21 protein-coding genes and 1 pseudogene are annotated in these 19,334 nt (G+C 65.7%); 17 read left to right on the top strand and 5 right to left on the bottom strand.

Annotation, left to right across the window (positions count from 1 at the left end):
- The first annotated feature begins 6 nt into the window (after nucleotides 1-6).
- The 3 genes from nrdF (at nucleotide 7) to ACODR5_RS11235 (ending at nucleotide 2,907) form a co-directional block, all read left to right on the top strand.
- Nucleotides 7-981, top strand: coding sequence for a class 1b ribonucleoside-diphosphate reductase subunit beta (nrdF, locus tag ACODR5_RS11245; protein ID WP_460818161.1), 975 nt, complete (start codon nucleotides 7-9; stop codon nucleotides 979-981).
- A gap of 365 nt (nucleotides 982-1,346) precedes the next feature.
- Nucleotides 1,347-2,633 carry a tyrosine-type recombinase/integrase gene (locus ACODR5_RS11240; protein WP_488983681.1) on the top strand — a complete coding sequence of 429 codons (1,287 nt, stop codon included), beginning with the start codon at nucleotides 1,347-1,349 and terminating at the stop codon, nucleotides 2,631-2,633.
- Between the two features lie 19 nt (nucleotides 2,634-2,652).
- Nucleotides 2,653-2,907, top strand: coding sequence for a helix-turn-helix domain-containing protein (locus ACODR5_RS11235; protein WP_246285956.1), 255 nt, complete (start codon nucleotides 2,653-2,655; stop codon nucleotides 2,905-2,907).
- 63 nt (nucleotides 2,908-2,970) lie between these two features.
- Here ACODR5_RS11235 and ACODR5_RS11230 read toward each other — a convergent pair whose 3' ends face one another.
- The 5 genes from ACODR5_RS11230 to ACODR5_RS11210 all read right to left on the bottom strand — a co-directional run bounded on the left by ACODR5_RS11230 (nucleotide 2,971) and on the right by ACODR5_RS11210 (nucleotide 7,098).
- Nucleotides 2,971-3,606 carry a hypothetical protein gene (locus tag ACODR5_RS11230; RefSeq protein WP_488983680.1) on the bottom strand — a complete coding sequence of 212 codons (636 nt, stop codon included), beginning with the start codon at nucleotides 3,604-3,606 and terminating at the stop codon, nucleotides 2,971-2,973.
- A 20-nt stretch (nucleotides 3,607-3,626) separates the two neighbouring features.
- The gene (locus ACODR5_RS11225) at nucleotides 3,627-4,124 is read right to left on the bottom strand and encodes a single-stranded DNA-binding protein (protein WP_488983679.1); all 498 of its coding nucleotides are present in this window, start codon (nucleotides 4,122-4,124) and stop codon (nucleotides 3,627-3,629) included.
- Nucleotides 4,125-4,231: 107 nt separating this feature from the next.
- Entirely contained in the window at nucleotides 4,232-5,749 is a 1,518-nt protein-coding gene (locus tag ACODR5_RS11220) for a type IV secretory system conjugative DNA transfer family protein (RefSeq protein ID WP_488983678.1), read from the bottom strand.
- 9 nt (nucleotides 5,750-5,758) lie between these two features.
- The gene (locus ACODR5_RS11215) at nucleotides 5,759-6,010 is read right to left on the bottom strand and encodes a serine hydrolase (RefSeq protein ID WP_179430654.1); all 252 of its coding nucleotides are present in this window, start codon (nucleotides 6,008-6,010) and stop codon (nucleotides 5,759-5,761) included.
- A 437-nt stretch (nucleotides 6,011-6,447) separates the two neighbouring features.
- Nucleotides 6,448-7,098 carry a M23 family metallopeptidase gene (locus ACODR5_RS11210; RefSeq protein ID WP_449854813.1) on the bottom strand — a complete coding sequence of 217 codons (651 nt, stop codon included), beginning with the start codon at nucleotides 7,096-7,098 and terminating at the stop codon, nucleotides 6,448-6,450.
- A 613-nt stretch (nucleotides 7,099-7,711) separates the two neighbouring features.
- On the opposite strand from ACODR5_RS11210, the gene ACODR5_RS11205 reads away from it, so the two are divergent.
- From ACODR5_RS11205 to ACODR5_RS11140, 14 genes and pseudogenes are all read left to right on the top strand, one after another.
- Nucleotides 7,712-8,008, top strand: a complete 297-nt coding sequence (locus ACODR5_RS11205) for a hypothetical protein (protein WP_488983677.1) — start codon at nucleotides 7,712-7,714, stop codon at nucleotides 8,006-8,008.
- Between the two features lie 81 nt (nucleotides 8,009-8,089).
- Nucleotides 8,090-8,809 (top strand): DsbA family protein, encoded by a 720-nt coding sequence (locus tag ACODR5_RS11200; protein WP_449854814.1) that lies wholly within the window; start codon nucleotides 8,090-8,092, stop codon nucleotides 8,807-8,809.
- 26 nt (nucleotides 8,810-8,835) lie between these two features.
- Nucleotides 8,836-9,813 (top strand): flavin-containing monooxygenase, encoded by a 978-nt coding sequence (locus ACODR5_RS11195; protein WP_368732927.1) that lies wholly within the window; start codon nucleotides 8,836-8,838, stop codon nucleotides 9,811-9,813.
- Nucleotides 9,814-9,827: 14 nt separating this feature from the next.
- The gene (locus tag ACODR5_RS11190; RefSeq protein WP_313480347.1) at nucleotides 9,828-10,550 is read left to right on the top strand and encodes a copper resistance CopC family protein; all 723 of its coding nucleotides are present in this window, start codon (nucleotides 9,828-9,830) and stop codon (nucleotides 10,548-10,550) included.
- Entirely contained in the window at nucleotides 10,540-11,058 is a 519-nt protein-coding gene (locus tag ACODR5_RS11185) for a signal peptidase II (protein WP_155049587.1), read from the top strand. Before ACODR5_RS11190 ends, ACODR5_RS11185 begins: the two co-directional genes overlap by 11 nt.
- A complete protein-coding gene (locus ACODR5_RS11180; protein ID WP_155049586.1) occupies nucleotides 11,055-11,390 on the top strand; it encodes a DUF6804 family protein in 336 nt (111 codons plus the stop codon). The genes ACODR5_RS11185 and ACODR5_RS11180 overlap by 4 nt, the downstream gene beginning before the upstream one ends.
- Nucleotides 11,387-11,986, top strand: a complete 600-nt coding sequence (locus ACODR5_RS11175) for a TlpA family protein disulfide reductase (RefSeq protein WP_155049585.1) — start codon at nucleotides 11,387-11,389, stop codon at nucleotides 11,984-11,986. Before ACODR5_RS11180 ends, ACODR5_RS11175 begins: the two co-directional genes overlap by 4 nt.
- A complete protein-coding gene (locus tag ACODR5_RS11170; protein WP_488983676.1) occupies nucleotides 11,983-12,744 on the top strand; it encodes a cytochrome c biogenesis CcdA family protein in 762 nt (253 codons plus the stop codon). The genes ACODR5_RS11175 and ACODR5_RS11170 overlap by 4 nt, the downstream gene beginning before the upstream one ends.
- Nucleotides 12,725-14,419, top strand: coding sequence for a cytochrome c biogenesis protein ResB (gene resB / locus ACODR5_RS11165; RefSeq protein WP_488983675.1), 1,695 nt, complete (start codon nucleotides 12,725-12,727; stop codon nucleotides 14,417-14,419). The genes ACODR5_RS11170 and resB overlap by 20 nt, the downstream gene beginning before the upstream one ends.
- An 88-nt stretch (nucleotides 14,420-14,507) precedes the next feature.
- The gene (locus tag ACODR5_RS11160) at nucleotides 14,508-15,446 is read left to right on the top strand and encodes a cytochrome c oxidase assembly protein (protein ID WP_155049582.1); all 939 of its coding nucleotides are present in this window, start codon (nucleotides 14,508-14,510) and stop codon (nucleotides 15,444-15,446) included.
- Between the two features lie 3 nt (nucleotides 15,447-15,449).
- Entirely contained in the window at nucleotides 15,450-17,024 is a 1,575-nt protein-coding gene (lnt, locus tag ACODR5_RS11155) for an apolipoprotein N-acyltransferase (RefSeq protein WP_155049581.1), read from the top strand.
- A gap of 11 nt (nucleotides 17,025-17,035) precedes the next feature.
- The gene (gene ccsB, locus ACODR5_RS11150; protein WP_155049580.1) at nucleotides 17,036-18,061 is read left to right on the top strand and encodes a c-type cytochrome biogenesis protein CcsB; all 1,026 of its coding nucleotides are present in this window, start codon (nucleotides 17,036-17,038) and stop codon (nucleotides 18,059-18,061) included.
- 69 nt (nucleotides 18,062-18,130) lie between these two features.
- Nucleotides 18,131-19,033: a cytochrome c oxidase assembly protein gene (locus ACODR5_RS11145; protein ID WP_115261558.1), complete on the top strand. Its 903-nt coding sequence runs from the start codon at nucleotides 18,131-18,133 to the stop codon at nucleotides 19,031-19,033.
- A gap of 119 nt (nucleotides 19,034-19,152) precedes the next feature.
- A pseudogene (locus ACODR5_RS11140) lies at nucleotides 19,153-19,334 on the top strand (hypothetical protein); the annotation flags it as partial.

Here is a 19,334-nt window from a genome sequence, read left to right as displayed (position 1 = left end):
AGTGTGATGACTGAAGCAGTCAAGCTCCTGGACCACGTCCAGGCGATCAACTGGAACCGCATCCAGGACGACAAGGACGTGGAGGTGTGGAACCGCCTCACGGGCAACTTCTGGCTGCCCGAGAAGATCCCCCTCTCCAACGACATCCAGTCGTGGAACACGCTCACGCCCGAGGAGCAGCAGCTCACGATGCGCGTGTTCACGGGTCTCACGCTGCTCGACACGATCCAGGGCACCGTGGGTGCCGTATCGCTGATCCCCGACGCCCTCACGCCGCACGAGGAGGCCGTCTACACGAACATCGCGTTCATGGAGTCGGTGCACGCCAAGAGCTACTCGTCGATCTTCTCGACGCTGTGCTCGACGCAGGAGATCGACGAGGCGTTCCGCTGGTCGGTCGAGAACCCCAACCTGCAGCGCAAGGCGCAGATCGTCATGGAGTACTACCGGGGCGACGAGCCGCTCAAGCGCAAGGTCGCCTCGACCCTGCTCGAGAGCTTCCTGTTCTACTCGGGCTTCTACCTGCCGATGCACTGGTCTTCGCGGGCGAAGCTCACGAACACGGCCGACCTCATCCGGCTCATCATCCGCGACGAGGCCGTGCACGGCTACTACATCGGCTACAAGTTCCAGAAGGGTCTCGAGCAGGTCGACCAGGCCAAGCGCGACGAGATCAAGGACTACACGTTCTCGCTGATGTACGAGCTCTACGACAACGAGGTGCAGTACACGCAGGACCTCTACGACCAGGTCGGCCTGACCGAGGACGTCAAGAAGTTCCTGCACTACAACGCCAACAAGGCCCTCATGAACCTGGGCTACGAGGCGATGTTCCCCTCGAGCGTCACGGCCGTGAACCCGGCGATCCTCTCGGCCCTGTCGCCGAACGCCGACGAGAACCACGACTTCTTCAGCGGCTCGGGCTCGTCGTACGTCATCGGCAAGCACGAGCAGACCGAGGACGAGGACTGGGACTTCTAAAGCACCGGTTCTCGTCCGGCCCGGAAAAGGGCTGATGGGAGGCCCGGATCTGCAGGTTTCTGCAGATCCGGGCCTCTTTTTGTGCCGCCTTCCTGAGAACAGAGGAGGACGGATATGGACGTCAGCAGTCGTTGGGTGTGGCACGCGGGTGGCACGCCCGCACCTTCCAGGAGAGAGCGGGGTGGTCCGTCGGCCGAAATTCGGTCCTGGCGTGCCACCGACCTCGTGCCACAGCGTGCCATAGGGCATGTCAAGTGCGACAAGAAAGGCCAGGTGGGAAGCCAGTTTTGGGGATTCCTGGCCTCTTGTGGCACGGAGTGGCACGACGGTTCGCGTGAGTACGCTCGAGACCAGCGGAGGACACGATGAGCGCCACCAAGACCCGGGAGACAGCAGCAGTCAGGCGTGAGAGCTGGGGGAGCCTTCGCAAGCTCCCCTCCGGCCGGTGGCAGGCCCGCTACCCCGCACCCGACGGTGAGATGTACACCGCCCGGACAGAGGACGACAAGCCGCTGACGTTCCTCACGAAGACCGACGCGCGTGCGTGGCTCGCCAGCGTCCACACGAAGATCGCCCGTCAGCAGTGGGAGCCGCCTTCGGTGGTCGCCGCTCGCCGCCGTGTGGTGGCGGAAGCGGAGAAGGCGCGATCCATCGGATTCTCCGAGTACGCGGACCGGTGGGTTGCCTTGATCCGCACGCAGCCGAACCGCAGCGGGAGGAAACGCGCCATCGCCACTGTGCGCTCCTACAAGAGCAAGGTCGACGGCTACCTCGTCCCGGAGTTCGAAGACACACCGGTACGGCAGATCGACGAGGCGCGCATCCGAGAGATGACCGATCGCCTCGACGCGATCCCCTCGCCGTTGAATCCGAAGTCGAAGTTCAACGGCATCACGCGACCGGTGCTGATCGTGCTCATGATGATCTTGCGTCAGGCAGCCCGCGAGGGGATCATCCCGGCTGCGCCGAACATCTCGATCCCGAAGCAGGAGGCTGTGCGGCACGATGCCGACCACGACGAGGACGAAGATGTCGCGAGCCCGGAACAGGTCGAGGCCCTGTATGCGGCGACGCCGGATCACTGGGCGATCATGGTGCTCTTCGCCGCATGGTGCCAGCTGCGCCGCGGAGAGTGCCTGGGGCTGCAGCGCAGGGACATCGAGTGGCACGACGACGCTACCGCGACCCTGCATGTGCGCCGGCAACTGAACGCGAACACCGGCGACTACTCGGAGCGGTTGAAGAGCGACGCGGGAAGGCGGACGCTCAGCATCCCGAAGCTCATGATCGACCGGCTCAGAGACCACTTGCGGGACAACGTGGCGACCGAAGCCAAGGCGCCACTGATCCCGACGAACATCCGCGGCAGCGTCCCGCTGTCGAACACGCGCTGGGGATACGTCTGGGCGGATGCTCGAGACGGTGTCGCGGATCTCCGGCCGCGATTCCGCTTCCACGACCTCCGTCACACGGGCCTGACGATCTTCGCCCAGGAAGGCGCCACGCTCGCAGAGCTGATGCGCCGCGGCGGACACGCCGACATCCGAGTCGTCCTCCGCTACCAGCACGCCACGATGGCCCGCGATCGCGAGCTCGCCGATCGCATGAGCGATCGTGTCGCGGAACAGATCAACGCGACGAGGAAGGTGTGAGAGTCGCCGTGGGACAGCCATGGACACCTATGTGGGGAAAGAGTTCATCAACAAGGGAGGTAGGCCCGTGGCCGTTCATGATCGTTCACAGTCCTCGGCGCTCACGCTGGTCTCGTTGGCGGTTGCCGCTGAGACGTACGGAGTGTCCATCAAGACGCTGCGTCGCCGCATTTCGGATGGCACCGTGCACGGCTACCGGGTGGGCCGACTGATTCGGGTCGACGCGGACGAGCTTCGCGAGAAGTTGCTCATCGAGATGCCATCCGCGAAGTGAGCGCATGGATGTGGGCGAGTCCGAAAGGACCCGCCCACATCCATGTGCTCCTGGGGACATGCTCTACGGCTCGCCGCGCAGGAACGCGGCCTCCGCCTCCGCGCGACGGGTGACGTCCTCGACGACGAAGTCGACGAAGTCCTCGTCCCGATCGGTGATCGGGGTCTCTTCGCCTGCCGAGATCGGATCTTCGCCGGGCCACACCGTCTGCCGGGAGGGACGGTCGCGATCGAGCCGGGTGCCGGCGATCTGCACCCACTCGCGGAGCCTGGTGCGCGCGGCGGCGAAGTCGGTCATGAACGAGATGGGGCCGGCGGCGTCCTGCTCAGGGTCGTAACAGCCCAGCCACCGGGTGTAGAGCGCGGAGAGCTCCCAGACGAGCTCGCGATGACGGTGCCACATCGGCGGAATGATCTGGGCGGGAAGGGCGAACTCGTGTCGTAGCCAGTTCACCCACTCGTTGAGGTCGAGCCACTCATGTTCGGCGTCGTCGGAAGACAGGGTGCGCCAGTTGATCGGACGAGGCACGGGCGGGAGATCATCGCTCCCGCCCGTGCCTGCCGGGCTGCCGCCCTCCCCGGTCTCGCCCTCGTCGGGACCGTCGCCGGAGTCCTCGATGTCGGGCTCGTCGGTCTCGGGCTCGAAGTCCACATCCGGGTCGCCCGGTTCGGGGTCGTGGGTCGGGTCCGTGTCGGCCACGTCGCTGTCCTCCTGAGTCGTTACCGGCCGACGGCTTCCATCGCGGGTGCTTCCGTCTCCCGCGACGCGGTCGGAGTGGGCGAGCCGAGCTGTGCTGCTCGGTCGGGCTCCTCACGCTCGACCTCACGTTCCGCTTCGCGTTCCACCTGACGCTCGGCGGCGGGCCGCCGGTCGATCGTGAAGTCGGTGATGTTCGGATCGGGAGCGATGCGCTTGGCGACGAACTGCTCGTCGGTGCGCTCCTCGCCGTTGACGTCGCGGGTGTACTCGCGGGTGTAGCCCTGAGCGACGATCTCGTCGCCCTTGACGTACCGGTCTGCCGACATCTCGGCGGACTTCCCGAACTGGATCAGGTCGTGATAGGTCGGGTCGAGCTTGCGAAACGACCCGTCCTGCTGGGGCTCGTAGTGGTTGATGCCGACGCGCGCGTAGAAGCGTGCCTGCCCGGATTCGGAGAAGGTGAGGCGGGGGTCGGCGGAGATGAAGCCGTTGATCGCCTGCGAGGTCTTGATCGCCATGAGAACTGAGGTCCTTCCTGATAACAACGAACTGTCTGGTGTCCCGCGGTACAGCGGAGACACCAGACAGGTGCGTGGTCCAGACCCAGGCGCGAGCCCGCGCCGAGTCAGGATCGGCGCAGGAGCTTCTCGATCTCCTTCCGGTCGTGGCTCAGTTGAGCAGCATCTTTGCGTGTCGGCCAGGCGCGCAGATCAGTAATGATGGGCCGGGCGGTGCGGAGCATCACCACCCCGATCCCGAACGGCAGGGTGCGGATCACGTCCGGGGGCATGATCGCGACCCGCCGGATCGAACGTTGCGCGGACCGGTGTCCTTGCTCGCCGATGGTGACCGAGTCGGTGATCTCGTCTCGCTCTCCGATCAGCGCCGAGAGGTCCTGCAAGTCTCGCGAGTTCGACGCGCCGCCGAGGATGACCTTCACGATCGACGCGTCCCACAGCGCGTTGGCGTTGTTCTCCCCCCACTTCTCCCGCGCCTGGGCGAGCGATTGCAGCACCGGCAGAGTGGTGATGCCCGTGCCGCCGCCTTCCGCCATGAGCGTGGGCAAGGACGGCAACGGCGCGAGGTTGCCGATCTCGTCGAGGGCGAGAAGCATCGGCGGGTCCAACCGCGTACCGGCAGAGGTCGCGGCGATCTTCCGGGCGGTCTCCACCAGGTCCTCGATGAATGCCGCCACCAACGCCGAAGATGCCCCCGCGCCGGCACCGGTGGCGAGGAGATAGAGAGTGCCGCGAGACCGGATGAACGTCTCCGGGTCGAACCGGTCCCGCGGACCCGGTGTCACCGCCGCCAGCACCCGCGGATCGGCGAATGCGCTGAACGCGAGGGAGACGCCCTGCCAGATCGAGTCGCGCGTCTTGGGGTCTGCTTGCAGCATCGCGTCGAGCGAGTCCGCCCAGCCGGGCGCCGCCTGCGGGTGGGACTGCAGGACCCGTACCGCATCCGCTGCAGCAGTCGGGTTCAACGCCCACTGATACAGCGTCGCCGCGTCCCGTCCATCCAGCGCCGCAGCATGGAGGAGCCCTTGGATGGCGGCCGCGGTCTTCCCCTGCCAGAAGTCACCGCCGGACACGGACCCGAAGTTCGTAGCCGTCGCAAGTCCAGTGGCCCGGATCATCGCCGTCAGAGGGTCTTCGCATCCCCGCACCGGAGACCACTTCATCCCCGCGGGAAGCCCGTCGGCGAGGCGCTGCGGATCGAACACCGCGACGGGTCCGACGCGTTGACGTGTCTTCAGCGTCGCGGTGAGATTGTCCGGCCGGGTGGAGGTGGTGATGACGGCACCGGGGGCGTCGAGGATCGCATTGATGGCCCAGATTCGTGCTGTGGGTGCTGGCCAAACTCGGCACCACTTGCCGGTGCCGAGTGCCAGCGACATGCCCGGGCGCAGGATGTGCATGCTCTCTGCGGTCTCGAAGGCGCAAGAGCCCTCGACGACATTGATCACCTTCACATGCCGGAAAACGGTACGGCTTGACGGAATCGTGCGCACCATCTCGATGGCCGCGATGTCACCTGGTATCTGGATCGCTGGGTAGGAGAGCGTGACCCCGAGCGGCGGAGGGAGCGGCAGGTCATGCCTGGCCTCGAATGAGTCCTCTCGCGTAGCCGCGAAGCGGCGCACGGCGCGCTGTCAGCGGTCGGTGAGCGCGAGCACTGTCAGGGCAGTGGCGAGCTTGGTAGTCGAGAAGGCGTTCATGATGGTGTCGCGAGTCCAGGGGTTGATCCGCTCGGGATTGCGGTAGCCGCGCCAGAAACCGAAAACCCGCTGGCCGTCGATATCGAGCGCGATCGACGCGCCCAGCTCTTGGTTGCCGTCGAGCTTGCTCTCGAACAGTTCTCTGATGTCAGCGAATGAATCGGTCGCGGTACGTTCTCTGGTCATGGTGTGCTCACTTTCTGTTGGGCGATGAAGAGTTGCCCGTTGATACGTCTGCTCAGGTGGGGTATGTTCGGTCAGTTCAGATAGGGGCGTAGCGCGGTGAGGCAGAGTCCCAGACGGTTTTCTCCTTTGCGGGGTCGTCCCAGCCGAGAAAACATGAAGGCCACCACCTGAATTGCGGCACCAGAAGCGTTCCATATCCCGATAGTGTCCCGCATCCTGCTGTGCACTGCCCTGGGTTCTGCGAGACGTTGGCTTCGGGCTCACCGACATAGCCCACGCCGCGAGTGTACGAGATGCGGAGTGGCCCAGTAGTGTGCTGCGGCCGCTGAGGAGGTATGCCCCGGGCGGACCATCCTTTCTCCCCACGGGCGTCGGCGCGCTGTTCGGCCTCAGCAGGTCGATGATTGTTCAGCCCCTTTTCCGGAGCTGAACTGATCTCACTGCACGTTCTTCCTGAGCCACGGCATGGGATCGATGGGGCGACCGTTGATGTCGACCTCGAAATGCAGGCAGGATCCGAAGACGTAGCCGGTGGAGCCGACGTCGCCGAGATACTGGCCGGGAGCGACGCAGTCCCCGACTTCTACCGCGCGGGTCCCGCCGTTCAGATGTGAGTAGAGGGTGCTGACTGTCTCTCCGTTGAACAGGCTCTCGACCTGAATGCTCACGCCGTAGCCACTGTTGCTCTCGGTTGAGAGCGAAACACAGCCTTCGACAGCCGCATAGATGGGCGTCCCGACTGACGCCGCGAGATCTTGACCCATGTGCGAGCGACCCGGACGAGAGGCACCGAACCCGTCGCTGACCGAGTAGGTTCCGGAGGGTAACGGCATGAGAACCTGTTGAGCTGTTGGCAGGTTCACAGCTGTCGAGAGGGGCCGGCCAGATGCGACGGCGGCAGCGATCGCCTGCGCGCGCGACGCGGCGATCTCCTTCTCTGTCGTTGCGGAGAAGTCCCCGCGAGGCAAGACCTCGACCCGGATGTTTTCGCCTGCGGTGTAGGACTGTGCGTCAACGGTGGCCGCGGCCTCTACCTGCTCCGGTTCTGCGTCGGATATTCCCGGAAGGGCGGCGCCGGTGATCAACACGCTGACGGCGAGGACGGCTCCGAGTGCCTTCGCTCGAGCCCACGAGCTCCGGGCGCGCGGGCGGTGGGGAGGTGTCGCAGACACTGCCTGTACGGGGGCTTCAGTTCCGTGCCGCGGGATGACGGGGGCATGGCGGGTCGTCGGAGCTTCCTGTGACACCGGGCGGCCTTGGCCGCGGAGATCGCGACGAAGGAGGGGGCGATCGGGGAAGCCGGGGTCTGTCGACGTCGTCGTCGCCTTTTCGGATGCGCGCTCGGGTAACCCAGAAATGATCGTGATCCTTCCGGTAGAGCAGAATACTTATCTCGATCGCAGACCCGATCGTTACTGATCTGTAACGGTAGATAGTCCGATTCGCTTAGGTCAAATTGGGATGCGCTTTCACAGCATCTGCTTAGAGAGCTGGATCCGCGTACATGGAGGAGACTCAGAAGGTCGGCACGGTACCCTTGGGGAGATGATCTCCTCGGCTCAAGTGCAACCCTCAAGGGTGCTCAGTGAGCAGCTTCTGATAACGAGGATCATTACGGCAGTCGGCTTGGCTCTCCTCCTGCTTCTGGGGGCAGCGGGTGCATCGCATTCCGAGAGTGAAGGGGCCTCGTCTTCACTACTCGTGGCGAGCACACTCCTCGATCCGCACGTTGCTTCGGGAGAGACCGGGAGTACCGTCGACGAGCACCTGGAAGCCGCCGATGCCTCGATGGCGGGGGTCCTCGTCGGGGCAGCGCTGTGCGCCCTCGGCATGTTGTGCGGACTTGTCCTCGTGATCTTTGCTCGGATGGTTTCGCGCCACCGGGGGGTCGCATATCTCGCCCCTCGATGGATGGCACTCTCACTCGTCCCGGTGCGCATCATCGTTGCTCGGGCCGGCACATTGTCGCTGGCACAGTTGGGTCTTTCCCGAACCTGATATTTGGCATGCCGTCTCGTGTGGACGGCTCCGTGCACCCGGGTACCTGCCCGGTGCCTGTTCCATGCCGATTGTTCTTGTTTGGAGTACTGGATGAACCCTTCTGGAAAGCCGCGCGATCCCGCTTTCAACTGGCGGCCGATCCTGATTAGCGCGGGGATCGTCGTCGCCCTTGTCGTGGCCGCGATCATCTATGTGGTGATCAACAGCCAAGGCCCGACCGCCCCTTCAGCCGAGATACCGGACGGGCAGACAGCCCCGCCTCCCGCGGTTGTTGACGCTAGTTCGCACATCCTCGACGACGGTGGGGAGGGTGCTGTCGAGGTCGTGGAGTTCCTCGATTTCGAGTGCGAGGCCTGCGGGATGTTCTACCCGATCGTGGAGGAATTGCGGGTCAAGTACGCGGGGGAGATCACCTACGTGGTGCGGTACTTCCCGCTTCCCGGGCATTTCAACTCACAGAACGCGGCGTTGGCCGCGGAGGCTGCTGCCCAGCAGGATCGGCTGGAGGAGATGTACAGCCGACTGTTCGAGACGCAGACGGAGTGGGGCGAGGCTCAGGAATCCCGTGCTGATCTCTTTCGGGGTTTCGCTGAGGAGATCGGCCTGGACATGGCTGCGTACGACGCTGCCATCGCGGATCCCGCCACATTGGAACGTGTCGAGTTCGACTTCAACGCGGGGCAGGAGCTCGGCGTCAATAGCACGCCGACATTCTTCCTCGAGGGTGAGCAGGTCGATTTGCAGCAGCTGGACGATCTCGAGAATGCCATTGAAGCAGCGGTGAACGGTGGCGAGTAATGCGGACAGGACTGTCGCATAGACGAGTGATCATCGTCGGCAGCGGTCAGGCCGGTCTCGCCGTGGCGGCCGCCCTGATCACGAAAGGGCTGCAGCCCCAGCAGGATTTCGTCGTGATCGACGAAGCTCCACCAGGCGTGCGCAGCTGGGCTTCCCGGTGGCACTCGATGGTGCTTCTTAGCCACGCCTCTCACAGCGCTCTGCCGGGCCTGCCCTTTCCGGGCGATCAGCGACGTCGGCCGCGTGCCGACGAGATGATCGAATACCTCAGCGATGTCGAGGGCGATCTCGGCGTGAAGACCCTCTGGGGTGTCCGGGCGACAGGTGTGGAGCGGCGCGGGTCCGGCTCGGTCTTGCACCTGTCGACCACGGAAGGCGAGGTGCAGACCCGAAACGTCGTGTGCGCAACGGGTGCCGCCACACATCCGCGCACCCCGACATGGGCGGCGGAGCTTCAGGTGCCCGGGGTTGTGCTGCACAGCAGCGAATATCTGTATCCGCTGCAGATTCCCACGGACGATGTGCTCATCGTCGGCGGCGGGAACAGTGGTGTGCAGTTGGCCCGTGAACTCGCACCGTCGCATGCGGTGACCTTGGCTGTTCGCACGGCTCGTAGGCACCAGCAGGCATCGCGGTACCTGCGCAGGCAACTCTTTGCCCGGGGGTCGCGACCGGAGCCGGTATTCGGGGACAGCTACGAACAATTGCGTGATGTTGGCGTCAGCATCTGCCCTGCAGTGGCAAAGGCGGGGAGGAGCGCTGTCACCTTCGTCGACGGAACAGTGGCAACGCCGGGGTCCGTGATTCTCGCGACCGGATTCGACCCTGGTGACGACTGGCTACCGGATGACGCCCGGACCGATTCTCCCCAGCGGACGATGACCGGGCTGCCGGGATTGTTCGTCGCCGGGATCCCCCAGTACGGCGGTGGGGGCTCGGACACCATCTCAGGGGTCCGGCGGGATGCCACGACCATCGCCCTTCGCATCATCGAACGCCCATGAAGAAAGCAGAATCCATGAGATCCATCCACCGTCGAGGGCTTTCGACCTCTCGAACGTCGGATAGGCGCGGCCGTGGCTTCGCCGCGTTTGCTAGCTTGTCTGCCCTGCTGATCATCGGCGGAACCGTGTTCGGCACGGCGAGTCCCGCCGCCGCTCACGACGAACTGCTCTCCACCTACCCCGAAGCCTCCGCAACCACACCTGGTGTCCCGGCGGAGATCTCCCTCACTTTCACAGGTGAGCCGCAGGGGCTTGAGGGTGCGACGGTGATCGAGGTCCTCGCGGAAGATGGCAGCAACCTCGCCAACGGCGCCCCCGAGGTCCTCGAGGCGACGGTCACACAGGACCTGTCCGACGGGTCGGTCGTCGGCGAGGTCACGGTGAGGTGGCGGGTGGTGTCCAGCGACGGGCATCCGATCAGCGACGAGTACACGTTCATGGTGGAGCCGACGGGGACGCTGACGAGCAGCCCCACCCCCACGAGTAGTCCCACGCCGGTGAGTAGCCCTTCTCCATCGGAGGAGGGTACGGAGACCGCGACGCCGAGTGCTGCGTCCGGGAACGGAGACATCCACAGCCAACCGAGCGCGGATCTCGCGGCCCTCCCCATTCTGGTCATCACCGGGGGAGTTGCCCTCCTGGGCAGCTCAGCACTGCTGATGGTCATGGCCGGTCGTAACCGGCGCCGTCGTGATCGTGCGGCACAGCAGGGAAAGGAGAACACTGATGAGTCCTAACCGGGCGCGATATCTCGCGGTGACTGCCCTTGTGGCGGCGGGGATCGTGGTGATCGATCAGGCCACGAAGGCGGCTGCTCTCGCGACGCTGAGCGAGGAGACTCGTATCCCGCTCCTGGGTGACCTGTTCGGCCTCCAGCTCGCGTTCAATCCGGGTGCGATCCTCTCCCTCGGGTCCGGGTTTACTGGCGTGATCACCCTGGTCGGAGTCGGAGCGGTGGTCTGGGTGTTTCTCGCGGCGAGCCGTGCACGCACGGCAGAGTTCGCGGTGGCGTTCGGGTTCATCCTGGGCGGCGCACTAGGGAACTTGATCGACCGGCTGTTCTCACCACCCGGGTTCGGCGTCGGGCATGTGACCGACTTCCTCGCCTACGGGAACCTGTTCATCGGGAACCTCGCCGACATCGCCCTCGGTATCGGCGTCGTCCTCCTTCTCGGGGTGACCTGGACCCGACGGCGCACGGTCGAGCCGGCTCGCTCGGCACGAGTGGAAGCAGGTGCCGCATGAGCGCGAAGCAACGCACCCCGTCCACCTTCCAGCGCAATGCTCTGGCACCGGGACTGTTGGCTGCGGCCGTGCTGTTCACCGCTCCGCTGTGGACGAACGGCGGTCTGTTCCAGGTGGTGCTGTTCGTGACAGCGATCCTCGCAGCGATCGTGGCCTGGTTCGCGGGGCAGGCACGCCAATGGTGGTGGATTCCTGTGTTCGTCGCGGTCCTCGTGCTGTGGAACCCGGTCGTGCCCTTCCCGTTCACAGGTCCGGTCTGGGCGGCGGCGCAGCCGGCTGCGGCCATCGTTTTTCTGGTCGCGGGGGCACTGATCAAGGTGCGTCGACCATGACCTGCCGGATCATGGTCGCTGTCGTCGCGGTACTCCTGGGTGCCATCGCTCTGACGGGGTGCGCCGCGAACGACTCCCTGGCGCAGCAGTACCAGGAGGGGGATGAGAAGGGGTACATCTCTGGGGACTTCCAGGTGCAGGAGATCGCAGCGGGAGAGCGGGGCGACCCGGTGGCCTTCGAGGGTGTCACCGAGACCGGGGAGACAGTCTCCGGCGACGACTACCGAGGCGAGGTGCTGGTCGTGAACTTCTGGTACGCCGCCTGCGGACCGTGCATCGTCGAAGCGCCGATGCTGGAGGAGGTGTGGCAGGAGTACCAGGACCAGGGCGTGTCCTTCCTTGGCGTGAACACCTACGACCAGCCCGCCACAGCGCTCTCCTTCGCCAGGGACAACAACGTCACCTACCCCAGCGTGATCGACGTCAATGACGGCAAGGTCAAGTTGGCGTTCGCGCAGGTCACCCCGATCCAGGCGACTCCGACGACGCTCGTGGTCGACCGGGAGGGGCGGGTCGCTGCGCGGATCATCGGGCAGCTGCAGAGCGCATCCATCCTGTCCACCCTCGTCCGCGACGTCCTTGGGGAATCACCATGAACCCGGGAGATCTCGTCGCAGACGGCGCCCTGTGGGTCGCGGTCCCGATCGCGACCCTTGCGGGCCTGATCTCCTTCGTCTCCCCGTGCGTGCTGCCTCTGGTGCCCGGATACCTCGGGTACCTCGGCGGCACCTCGAGCGGCACCGCCGCACGCGGGTCGACCGGCGCGGCGACGGCGGAGCGCATGCGGCTGCTGCTGGGCGTGTTCCTGTTCATAGCCGGGTTCACTGTCGTGTTCGTTACCGTGACGATCCTGGGCGGGACGTTCGGGTTGTTGCTGCTGCAATATGCGAACGTCCTGACCCGTGTGTTCGGTGTCGTAGTGATCATCCTCGGCCTGGTATTCATCGGGTTATTCGGGATCGCGCAGCGCACCCTCCGCCCACGCCTGCAGACCCGTGCTGGGCTGCTCGGCGCACCGCTGCTCGGGTTCGCCCTCGGCGTCGGGTGGACACCGTGCATCGGCCCGACGCTCGCCGCGATCCTGTCGGTCTCCTGGAACCTCGGCGACCCAGCCCGGGCGGGCCTCCTGGGCCTGGCCTACTCGCTCGGGCTCGGCCTGCCTTTCCTCGCGCTCGCTCTCGGATGGGGATGGGCATCCCGGTCGGTCGCATTCCTGCGCGGCCACATCCGCACCCTGAACATCGTCGGCGGGGGAATGCTCGTCCTCCTCGGCATCCTGATGGTGACCGGGCTGTGGACTGTCATGATGTCCGCCCTCCAGCAGGTGGTGATCAATGTCCCCCTCCCACTCTGAGACCATCACCGACGCGCCCGTCGACCCCCTGCGACCCGACGACCACGCCGACGGCAACGACTCTGCCATCGCCCAGCCGACGTTAGGGATCATGGGGTGGGCGAGATGGGCGTGGCGTCAGCTGACCAGCATGCGCACCGCCCTGGTGTTGTTGCTGCTGCTGGCGATCGCCGCCGTGCCCGGATCGCTGTTCCCGCAGCGCAGCGCTGACCCCAACGGGGTGATCCAGTGGCAGCGCGAGAACCCCGAGGCCTATCCGATCGTGGATGCCATAGGGCTGTTCGACGTGTACCTGTCGCCATGGTTCTCGGCGATCTACCTGCTGCTGTTCACGTCGCTGATCGGATGCGTAACCCCGCGCACGAAACACCACTACAAGGCCCTCCGATCCCAGCCTCCCCGCACGCCGGCGCGCCTGTCCCGGCTCGCCGACTATGACGAGCGCACAGTTTCGGCCACCGATCCTGCGGAACGGGCACGCGAGGCGGTCGATGCCGCTGAGAGGCAGCTGCGGCGCACCGGCTATCGGGTGCACCGCTACGACGGCCGCGGGACGCTCTCTGTGTCCGCCGAGCGCGGATACCTGCGCGAGACCGGCAACCTCGTCTTCCACACCGCGCTGATCGGCGTGCTCGTCTCCGTCGGCCTCGGAGGCGGCTTCTCCTACACAGGCCAGCGTGTCGTCGTCGAGGGCACCACCTTCGTCAACGCTCTCAGCGACTACTCCTCGTTCGATGCCGGCCGGTTCATCGACGGCACCGGCCTCGCCCCGTACTCGCTCACCCTTGACGAGTTCCAGGTCACATATCAGCCTCCTGGCACGCCGGGGGCTGGGCAGGCGGGAGACTTCTCCGCCGACGTCACAGTCCGCATCCCCGGTGAGCAGGACCGGGCCGAGAGTGTGATCGTGAACTATCCCATCTCCGTCGCCGGCGACCGCATCCATCTGCTGGGCAATGGCTACGCCCCCACGATCACCGTACGCGATGCGGCCGGAGAACTTGTGTACACCGAGTCGCAGCCGTTCCTCCCGCAGGACTCGAACATGACCTCCCTTGGGATCATCAAGATCCCCGACGGGCTGCCCGAGCAGGTCGGTCTGACGGGGTTCTTCTATCCCACTGCAGGTGTGCTGGACTCCGGCGCTTACACCTCCATCTACGGCGACGTCATCAACCCGCTGCTCACCTTCAACGTGTACAGCGGCGATCTCGGTATCGACGATGGCACTCCGCGATCGGTATACACTCTCGAAACCGGCGGGCTCACCCAGCTCACCGGTGGCACGACGGGAGTGGACTCCATCGAGCTGACCCCGGGGGAGACCGCCGACCTGCCGAACGGGTGGGGCACCGTCACCTGGGAGATCGCGTCGCCTGAGGACCCGGTCAAGCGATTCGCGTCGCTGCAGATCCAGCGCGACCCGACCGCCGGATGGGTGCTGGCCTTCTCAATCTTCGCGATGCTCGGCCTCTTCGCCGGGCTCTTCGTGCCCCGACGCCGCATCTGGATCAAAGCACACCCGACCGACGACGGTGTCCGCCTCGAGTACGCGGGACTGGCCCGCGGCGAAGACCCCACCCTCCGCAAAGCCGTCGTCGACATCGCCGACGCCCACACGGCGGCGCTCACGGGCACCTCCGACTCATCCCCGAAGACGGGAGAGAACCGATGAGATGCCCCGTTGACGGCACGACACTCCCAGCCACCGACCGCTCCCGCGTCGAGATCGACTCTTGAACCCCCCCGACCGATGACACACCATGAACGACTGGATTCCCGACACACCGCCGACGCTGGGGGCGTTTCTCACGCCAATCCTGCCGCCGGCTCCGGTGCTGCCGGCGCTCGGCCTGCTCATGGCCGTGCTGTACTTGGCCGGTGCCATCCGGCTCTGGCGGCAGCGACGAGGATGGTCGGTGACCCGGACGGTGTGTTTCCTCCTCGGATGCATCGTCCTGGTCGCCGTGACCGGCCTGGCGGTGGAGGGGTACGGGTACCTGCTGTTCTCGGTCTTCATGTTCCAGCAGCTCACCCTGCTAATGGCCATCCCGCCGCTGCTCGTGCTCGGCTCTCCGGGCACTCTGCTGCTGCGCGCCACCCCGCATCGCGGGTTCGGGCGAGTGATCCTCCGTCTCGCTCTGGCCGGGCTGCGCAGTCGCATCGCACGATGGGCACTGAGCCCCTGGGTCGCGATGCCGCTATTCCTGATATCGTTCTACGGCCTCTACCTCGGAGGTCTCGCCGACCCGATCCTGCAGACCCCGGGCGGGCATCCGCTGCTGGAGATCGCGTTCCTCGCAGCCGGCGTGCTGTTCACCATCCCGATCCTGTCCCACGACCCGCTCCCCGTGCGGATGACGTACCCCGGCCGAGCGATGGACCTGTTCGCCGAAGCCGCCCTCCACGCCTTCTTCGGCGTGTTCCTGATGATGAGCCCGACGCTATTCGTCGAGCACTTCGCCGGCCCCACGAGGTCGCTGGGCATCGACCCGCTGGACGATCAGTGGCTCGCCGGAGGCTTGGCCTGGTCCTACGGGGAAGGACCCACCGTGGTGATGCTCCTCTACGTCATGCACCGGTGGTTCCGTGACGACACCACCCGTGCCGCCAAGGCCGACACGTACGCCGATACCCATGGCGATCCCGAGCTCGACGCCTACAACGCCTACCTCGATGCCCTCCGCAAGAAGGACACCTGACCGATGCAACTGTCCCTGACACCCGCGGCCGGTGCCGTGCCCACCGCCGACGTCTCTTCCTCGTCGAGCGGGCTGCCGCTCTGGGCAGCGATTCCCGCCGCGCTCATCGGAGGGCTCGCGCTGAGCCTGGCCTCGCCGCCGGTGGGGTGGTGGCCGCTGGCTCTGCTTGGCGTGACCCTGGCGTTGATCACCCTCGTCGGCCGGAGCATCGGCGGGGCAGCGCTGGTCGGCGCCGGCTTCGGGGGAGTGTTCTTCTTCACCCATCTGATCTGGGTGGGAGAGTTTCTTGGTCCTGTTCCGTGGATTGCTCTTGCCGGTCTGGAGACGATCCTGTTCAGCATCGGTGCCGTCCTGATCGCCCTCGCCTACCGGTGGGCGGCACGACTCCCACATCGGGGTGCAGCGCAGCTGGTCGGGATCCCCCTGCTAGTTGGCGGCCTGTGGGCGGGCAGGGAAGTCGTTCTCGGTTCGTGGCCGTACTCCGGGTTCCCCTGGGCGCGCATCGGGATGACGCTCGTCGAGAGCCCGATGGCGGAAGTCGCCTCCTGGACGGGCGTAACAGGGCTCTCCTTCCTGTTCGTCGCGATGTGCGCCGGCGTCGTGCAGTGGGCGCGCGCCGGCGGGCTCAGATTCCTGCGCGGCACCCTTCCGGCCGCCGCTGTCATGGCTCTCCTGCTCCTCGCCCCGCAGTTCCCGACCTCGCCCGCGGGCACGTTCGAGGTCGGGTGGGTGCAAGGCAACGGCCCGGCGGCATACTTCGACACCCGAGAACCTGGTGATGTGCTCGCCGCACAGGCGCAGGCGACCGCTCCGCTGCTTGGACAACCGATGGATCTCCTGGCCTGGCCCGAAGGGGGAGTGGACGATGATCCTCTCGCCGATACCGCCACCGCTGCCACGCTCGACCGCATCGTCCGCGAAGCCGACGCCCCGCTACTGATGAACGCCGCGACCGCGCGGGGAGGGGATGTGTTCAACTCGTCCCTGCTCTGGACCACGCAGCCTGATGAACGCCAGCGGCACGACAAGATCAACCCCGTCCCGTTCGGGGAGTACGTCCCCGATCGCTGGCTATACGAGATGATCGTCCCGGACCTTGTCGGACTGATCCAACGCGAGTACACCCCGGGCGCACTCCCGCCGCTGGTCACTGTCGATGACGTCGGAGTCGGGTTGGCGATCTGCTTCGATGTGATCTACGACCAGGTCATATGGGACGGCGCACGCGAGGGGGCCCAGCTGTACGTCTTCCAGACCAACAACGCCGACTTCCGCGGCACCGCGGAGAACCTGCAGCAACTCGCCTTCGCCCGCATGCGCGCGATCGAGACCGGCCGCGCCATCGTCAACGTCTCCACGACCGGCACCAGCCAGGTGATCGCCCCCGATGGGACAACCGTCGCCACCATCCCCGTCGACACCGCCTCCGCAGCGATCACCACCGTCCCCCTGCGTACCGGCCTCACACCTGCCACGATTCTCGGACCCTGGATCAGTGTGCTGGTCCCGGTCGGCGCTCTCGGTGTCTTGACCGCGCTCGGGATCCTCCACCGCATCCGCAATCGCTCGTCCGTATGAAGGAGCTCACCATGCCCGGAACAGAAACGCTCTCCCTCGATGGCATCTCACTGCTGCTGGTGTGGACAGCCATCGCCACCTACGCGCTGGCGTTCGTCGCTTACACGGTCGATCTCGCACAGCGCTCCGCCCGCACGAACCCGGCTCTGGAGCAGCAGCGCACGCCGACCCTTGTCGGCGCCGTTGACCAGGGGTCTCCGAATGCTCCGGCTCTGCCCGCACAGGCGCGGCCGGACGACATCCACGTCCCGCCCGCACAACGCCCGCGGTTGCTGTGGGCGAGGATCGGCACGGCGCTCACCGTGCTCGCCTTCCTCTTCCAGCTCGCCGGGACCATCGCGCGCGGCATCGCCGCAGAGCGGGTTCCCTGGGCGAACATGTACGAGTTCGCGCTCACTGGGACGGTCCTGATCGTCGCCGTCTACCTCCTCGCCCTCCGGCGGTATGACCTGCGATTTCTCGGCGCGTTCCTGGTGGGCATGATCGTGCTGCTGTTGGGCGGTGCCACGCTCAGCTTCTACGTCGAGGTCGTCCCGCTGATGGACCCGCTCAAGAGCATCTGGCTCGTCATTCACGTCTTCGTTGCCTCCCTCGCCACCGCCCTGTTCGCCCTCGCTTGCGGTCTCTCCGTCACGCAGCTGCTGCAATCCCGCCGTGAACGTCGCGCGAGCATTTCCCCTGAATCCGCAGGGCAACGCGGCGGGTTCCTGCGTACCCTGCCCTCCGGCGAGGTGCTCGAGACGCTCGCCTATCGGTTCGTGATCGTCGGCTTCATGTTCTGGACCTTCACTCTGATCGCCGGAGCGATCTGGGCGAACGACTCCTGGGGACGGTACTGGGGCTTCGACACCAAGGAGGTCTGGACATTCGTGATCTGGGTGCTCTACGCCGGGTACATCCACGCCCGCGCCACCCGCGGCTGGCGAGGCAACCGCTCAGCCTGGCTGTGCATCATCGGATTCGCCGCCGTGCTGTTCAACTTCACCGTCGTCAACGTGTACTTCCCCGGCCTGCACTCCTACTCCGGCCTCACCTGACCCGCTCCGGCACCACCACCGCGGCCGAAGTCGCCGACGTTTGATCGCCTCGATGAAGGGAAATCCGCTATGCCGCCGATCGACCAGTGGGTCACGTTCGAACCCCTCACCGGCTCACCCGTCGCCATCGCCGCCCTGCTGCTCGCGGCGCTGTACCTGCGAGGAGCGATCTGGATGTGGCGACGCGGGCGCCGTTGGGCGATCGCCCGCACAGCATCGTTCCTGATCGGGTGCGTCCTGATCTTCGCTATCACGATGTTCGGTGTGAACCGTCTCGCAACGGAATCCATCACAGCGCTGGTGTTCCAGCAGATCACCCTGCTGACCGTCGTTCCGCCGCTCCTCATCGCAGGGTCACCCGGGCTGCTGCTCCTGCGCAGCACACCGCACACCGGCCTCGGGCGTCTCGTCCTCCGTGCTGCACACGGGGGACTGCGCTCACGATTCTGGAGCGCGGCACTGCACCCTGTGGTCGCTATCGTCATTGCGATACTGCTGTACCCGGTCCTCTACCTGACCGACGCGATCAGCGTCATCATGCGCATCCCCTTCGGCCACGACGTCCTGCTCGTCGTAATCCTCATCCTCGGCATCGTCTCGGCAACACCGCTATGGTCCTCCGATCCGCTACCGCGCCAACCCTCCTTCGCCGCACGATTCATCGACATCGCAGTCGAGATCCAGATCCACGCCATTTTCGGCCTCATCCTCCTTCGTACCGCCACGCCGCTGTTCAGCGCATACGCCACCCCCACAGGCAGCCATGACCCCGTCATCGACCAGGCGATCGCCGGCACGCTGGTATGGACCTACGCGGAGCTGCCGATGTTCGTAGTGCTCATCGTCTGCCTGTCCCGCTGGCGAGCCCGCGACGTGCGCACCTCGAGACAGCGACAGAAAGCCGAGGACGCCGAACTCGACTCTTACAACGAGTACCTCGCCAGCCTCTCCCGAAGACGGAACGAGAGCTAGCTTCCTGCGCGTCGCAACTCCCTCATCCCCGCTCTCGCACCCACCTCTGGAGGAAAATGCCCCGTACAACGCTCACATTTGGCGGCCTGCTCATTTCCGTCGGAATCATCTCCTACGCCGTGACCGGCTTCATCAGCTGGACGGCGCTGATCCCCGCCTTCCTCGGAATGCTCATCGTGATCTGCGGGCTCATCGCGCTCAAGAACACTACGATCGGGCTCTCGATCGCACTCGTGATATCGGTCCTCGGAGTCCTCGGAACCAGCATGAACGTACTGAAAGTCGGCGAGCTCATCTCCGG

It is taken from the genome of Microbacterium sp. FG3, from assembly GCF_057809335.1.
The sequence above is the reverse complement of the archived record's forward strand: the minus strand, read 5'-3'. Positions and strand labels throughout refer to the sequence as shown.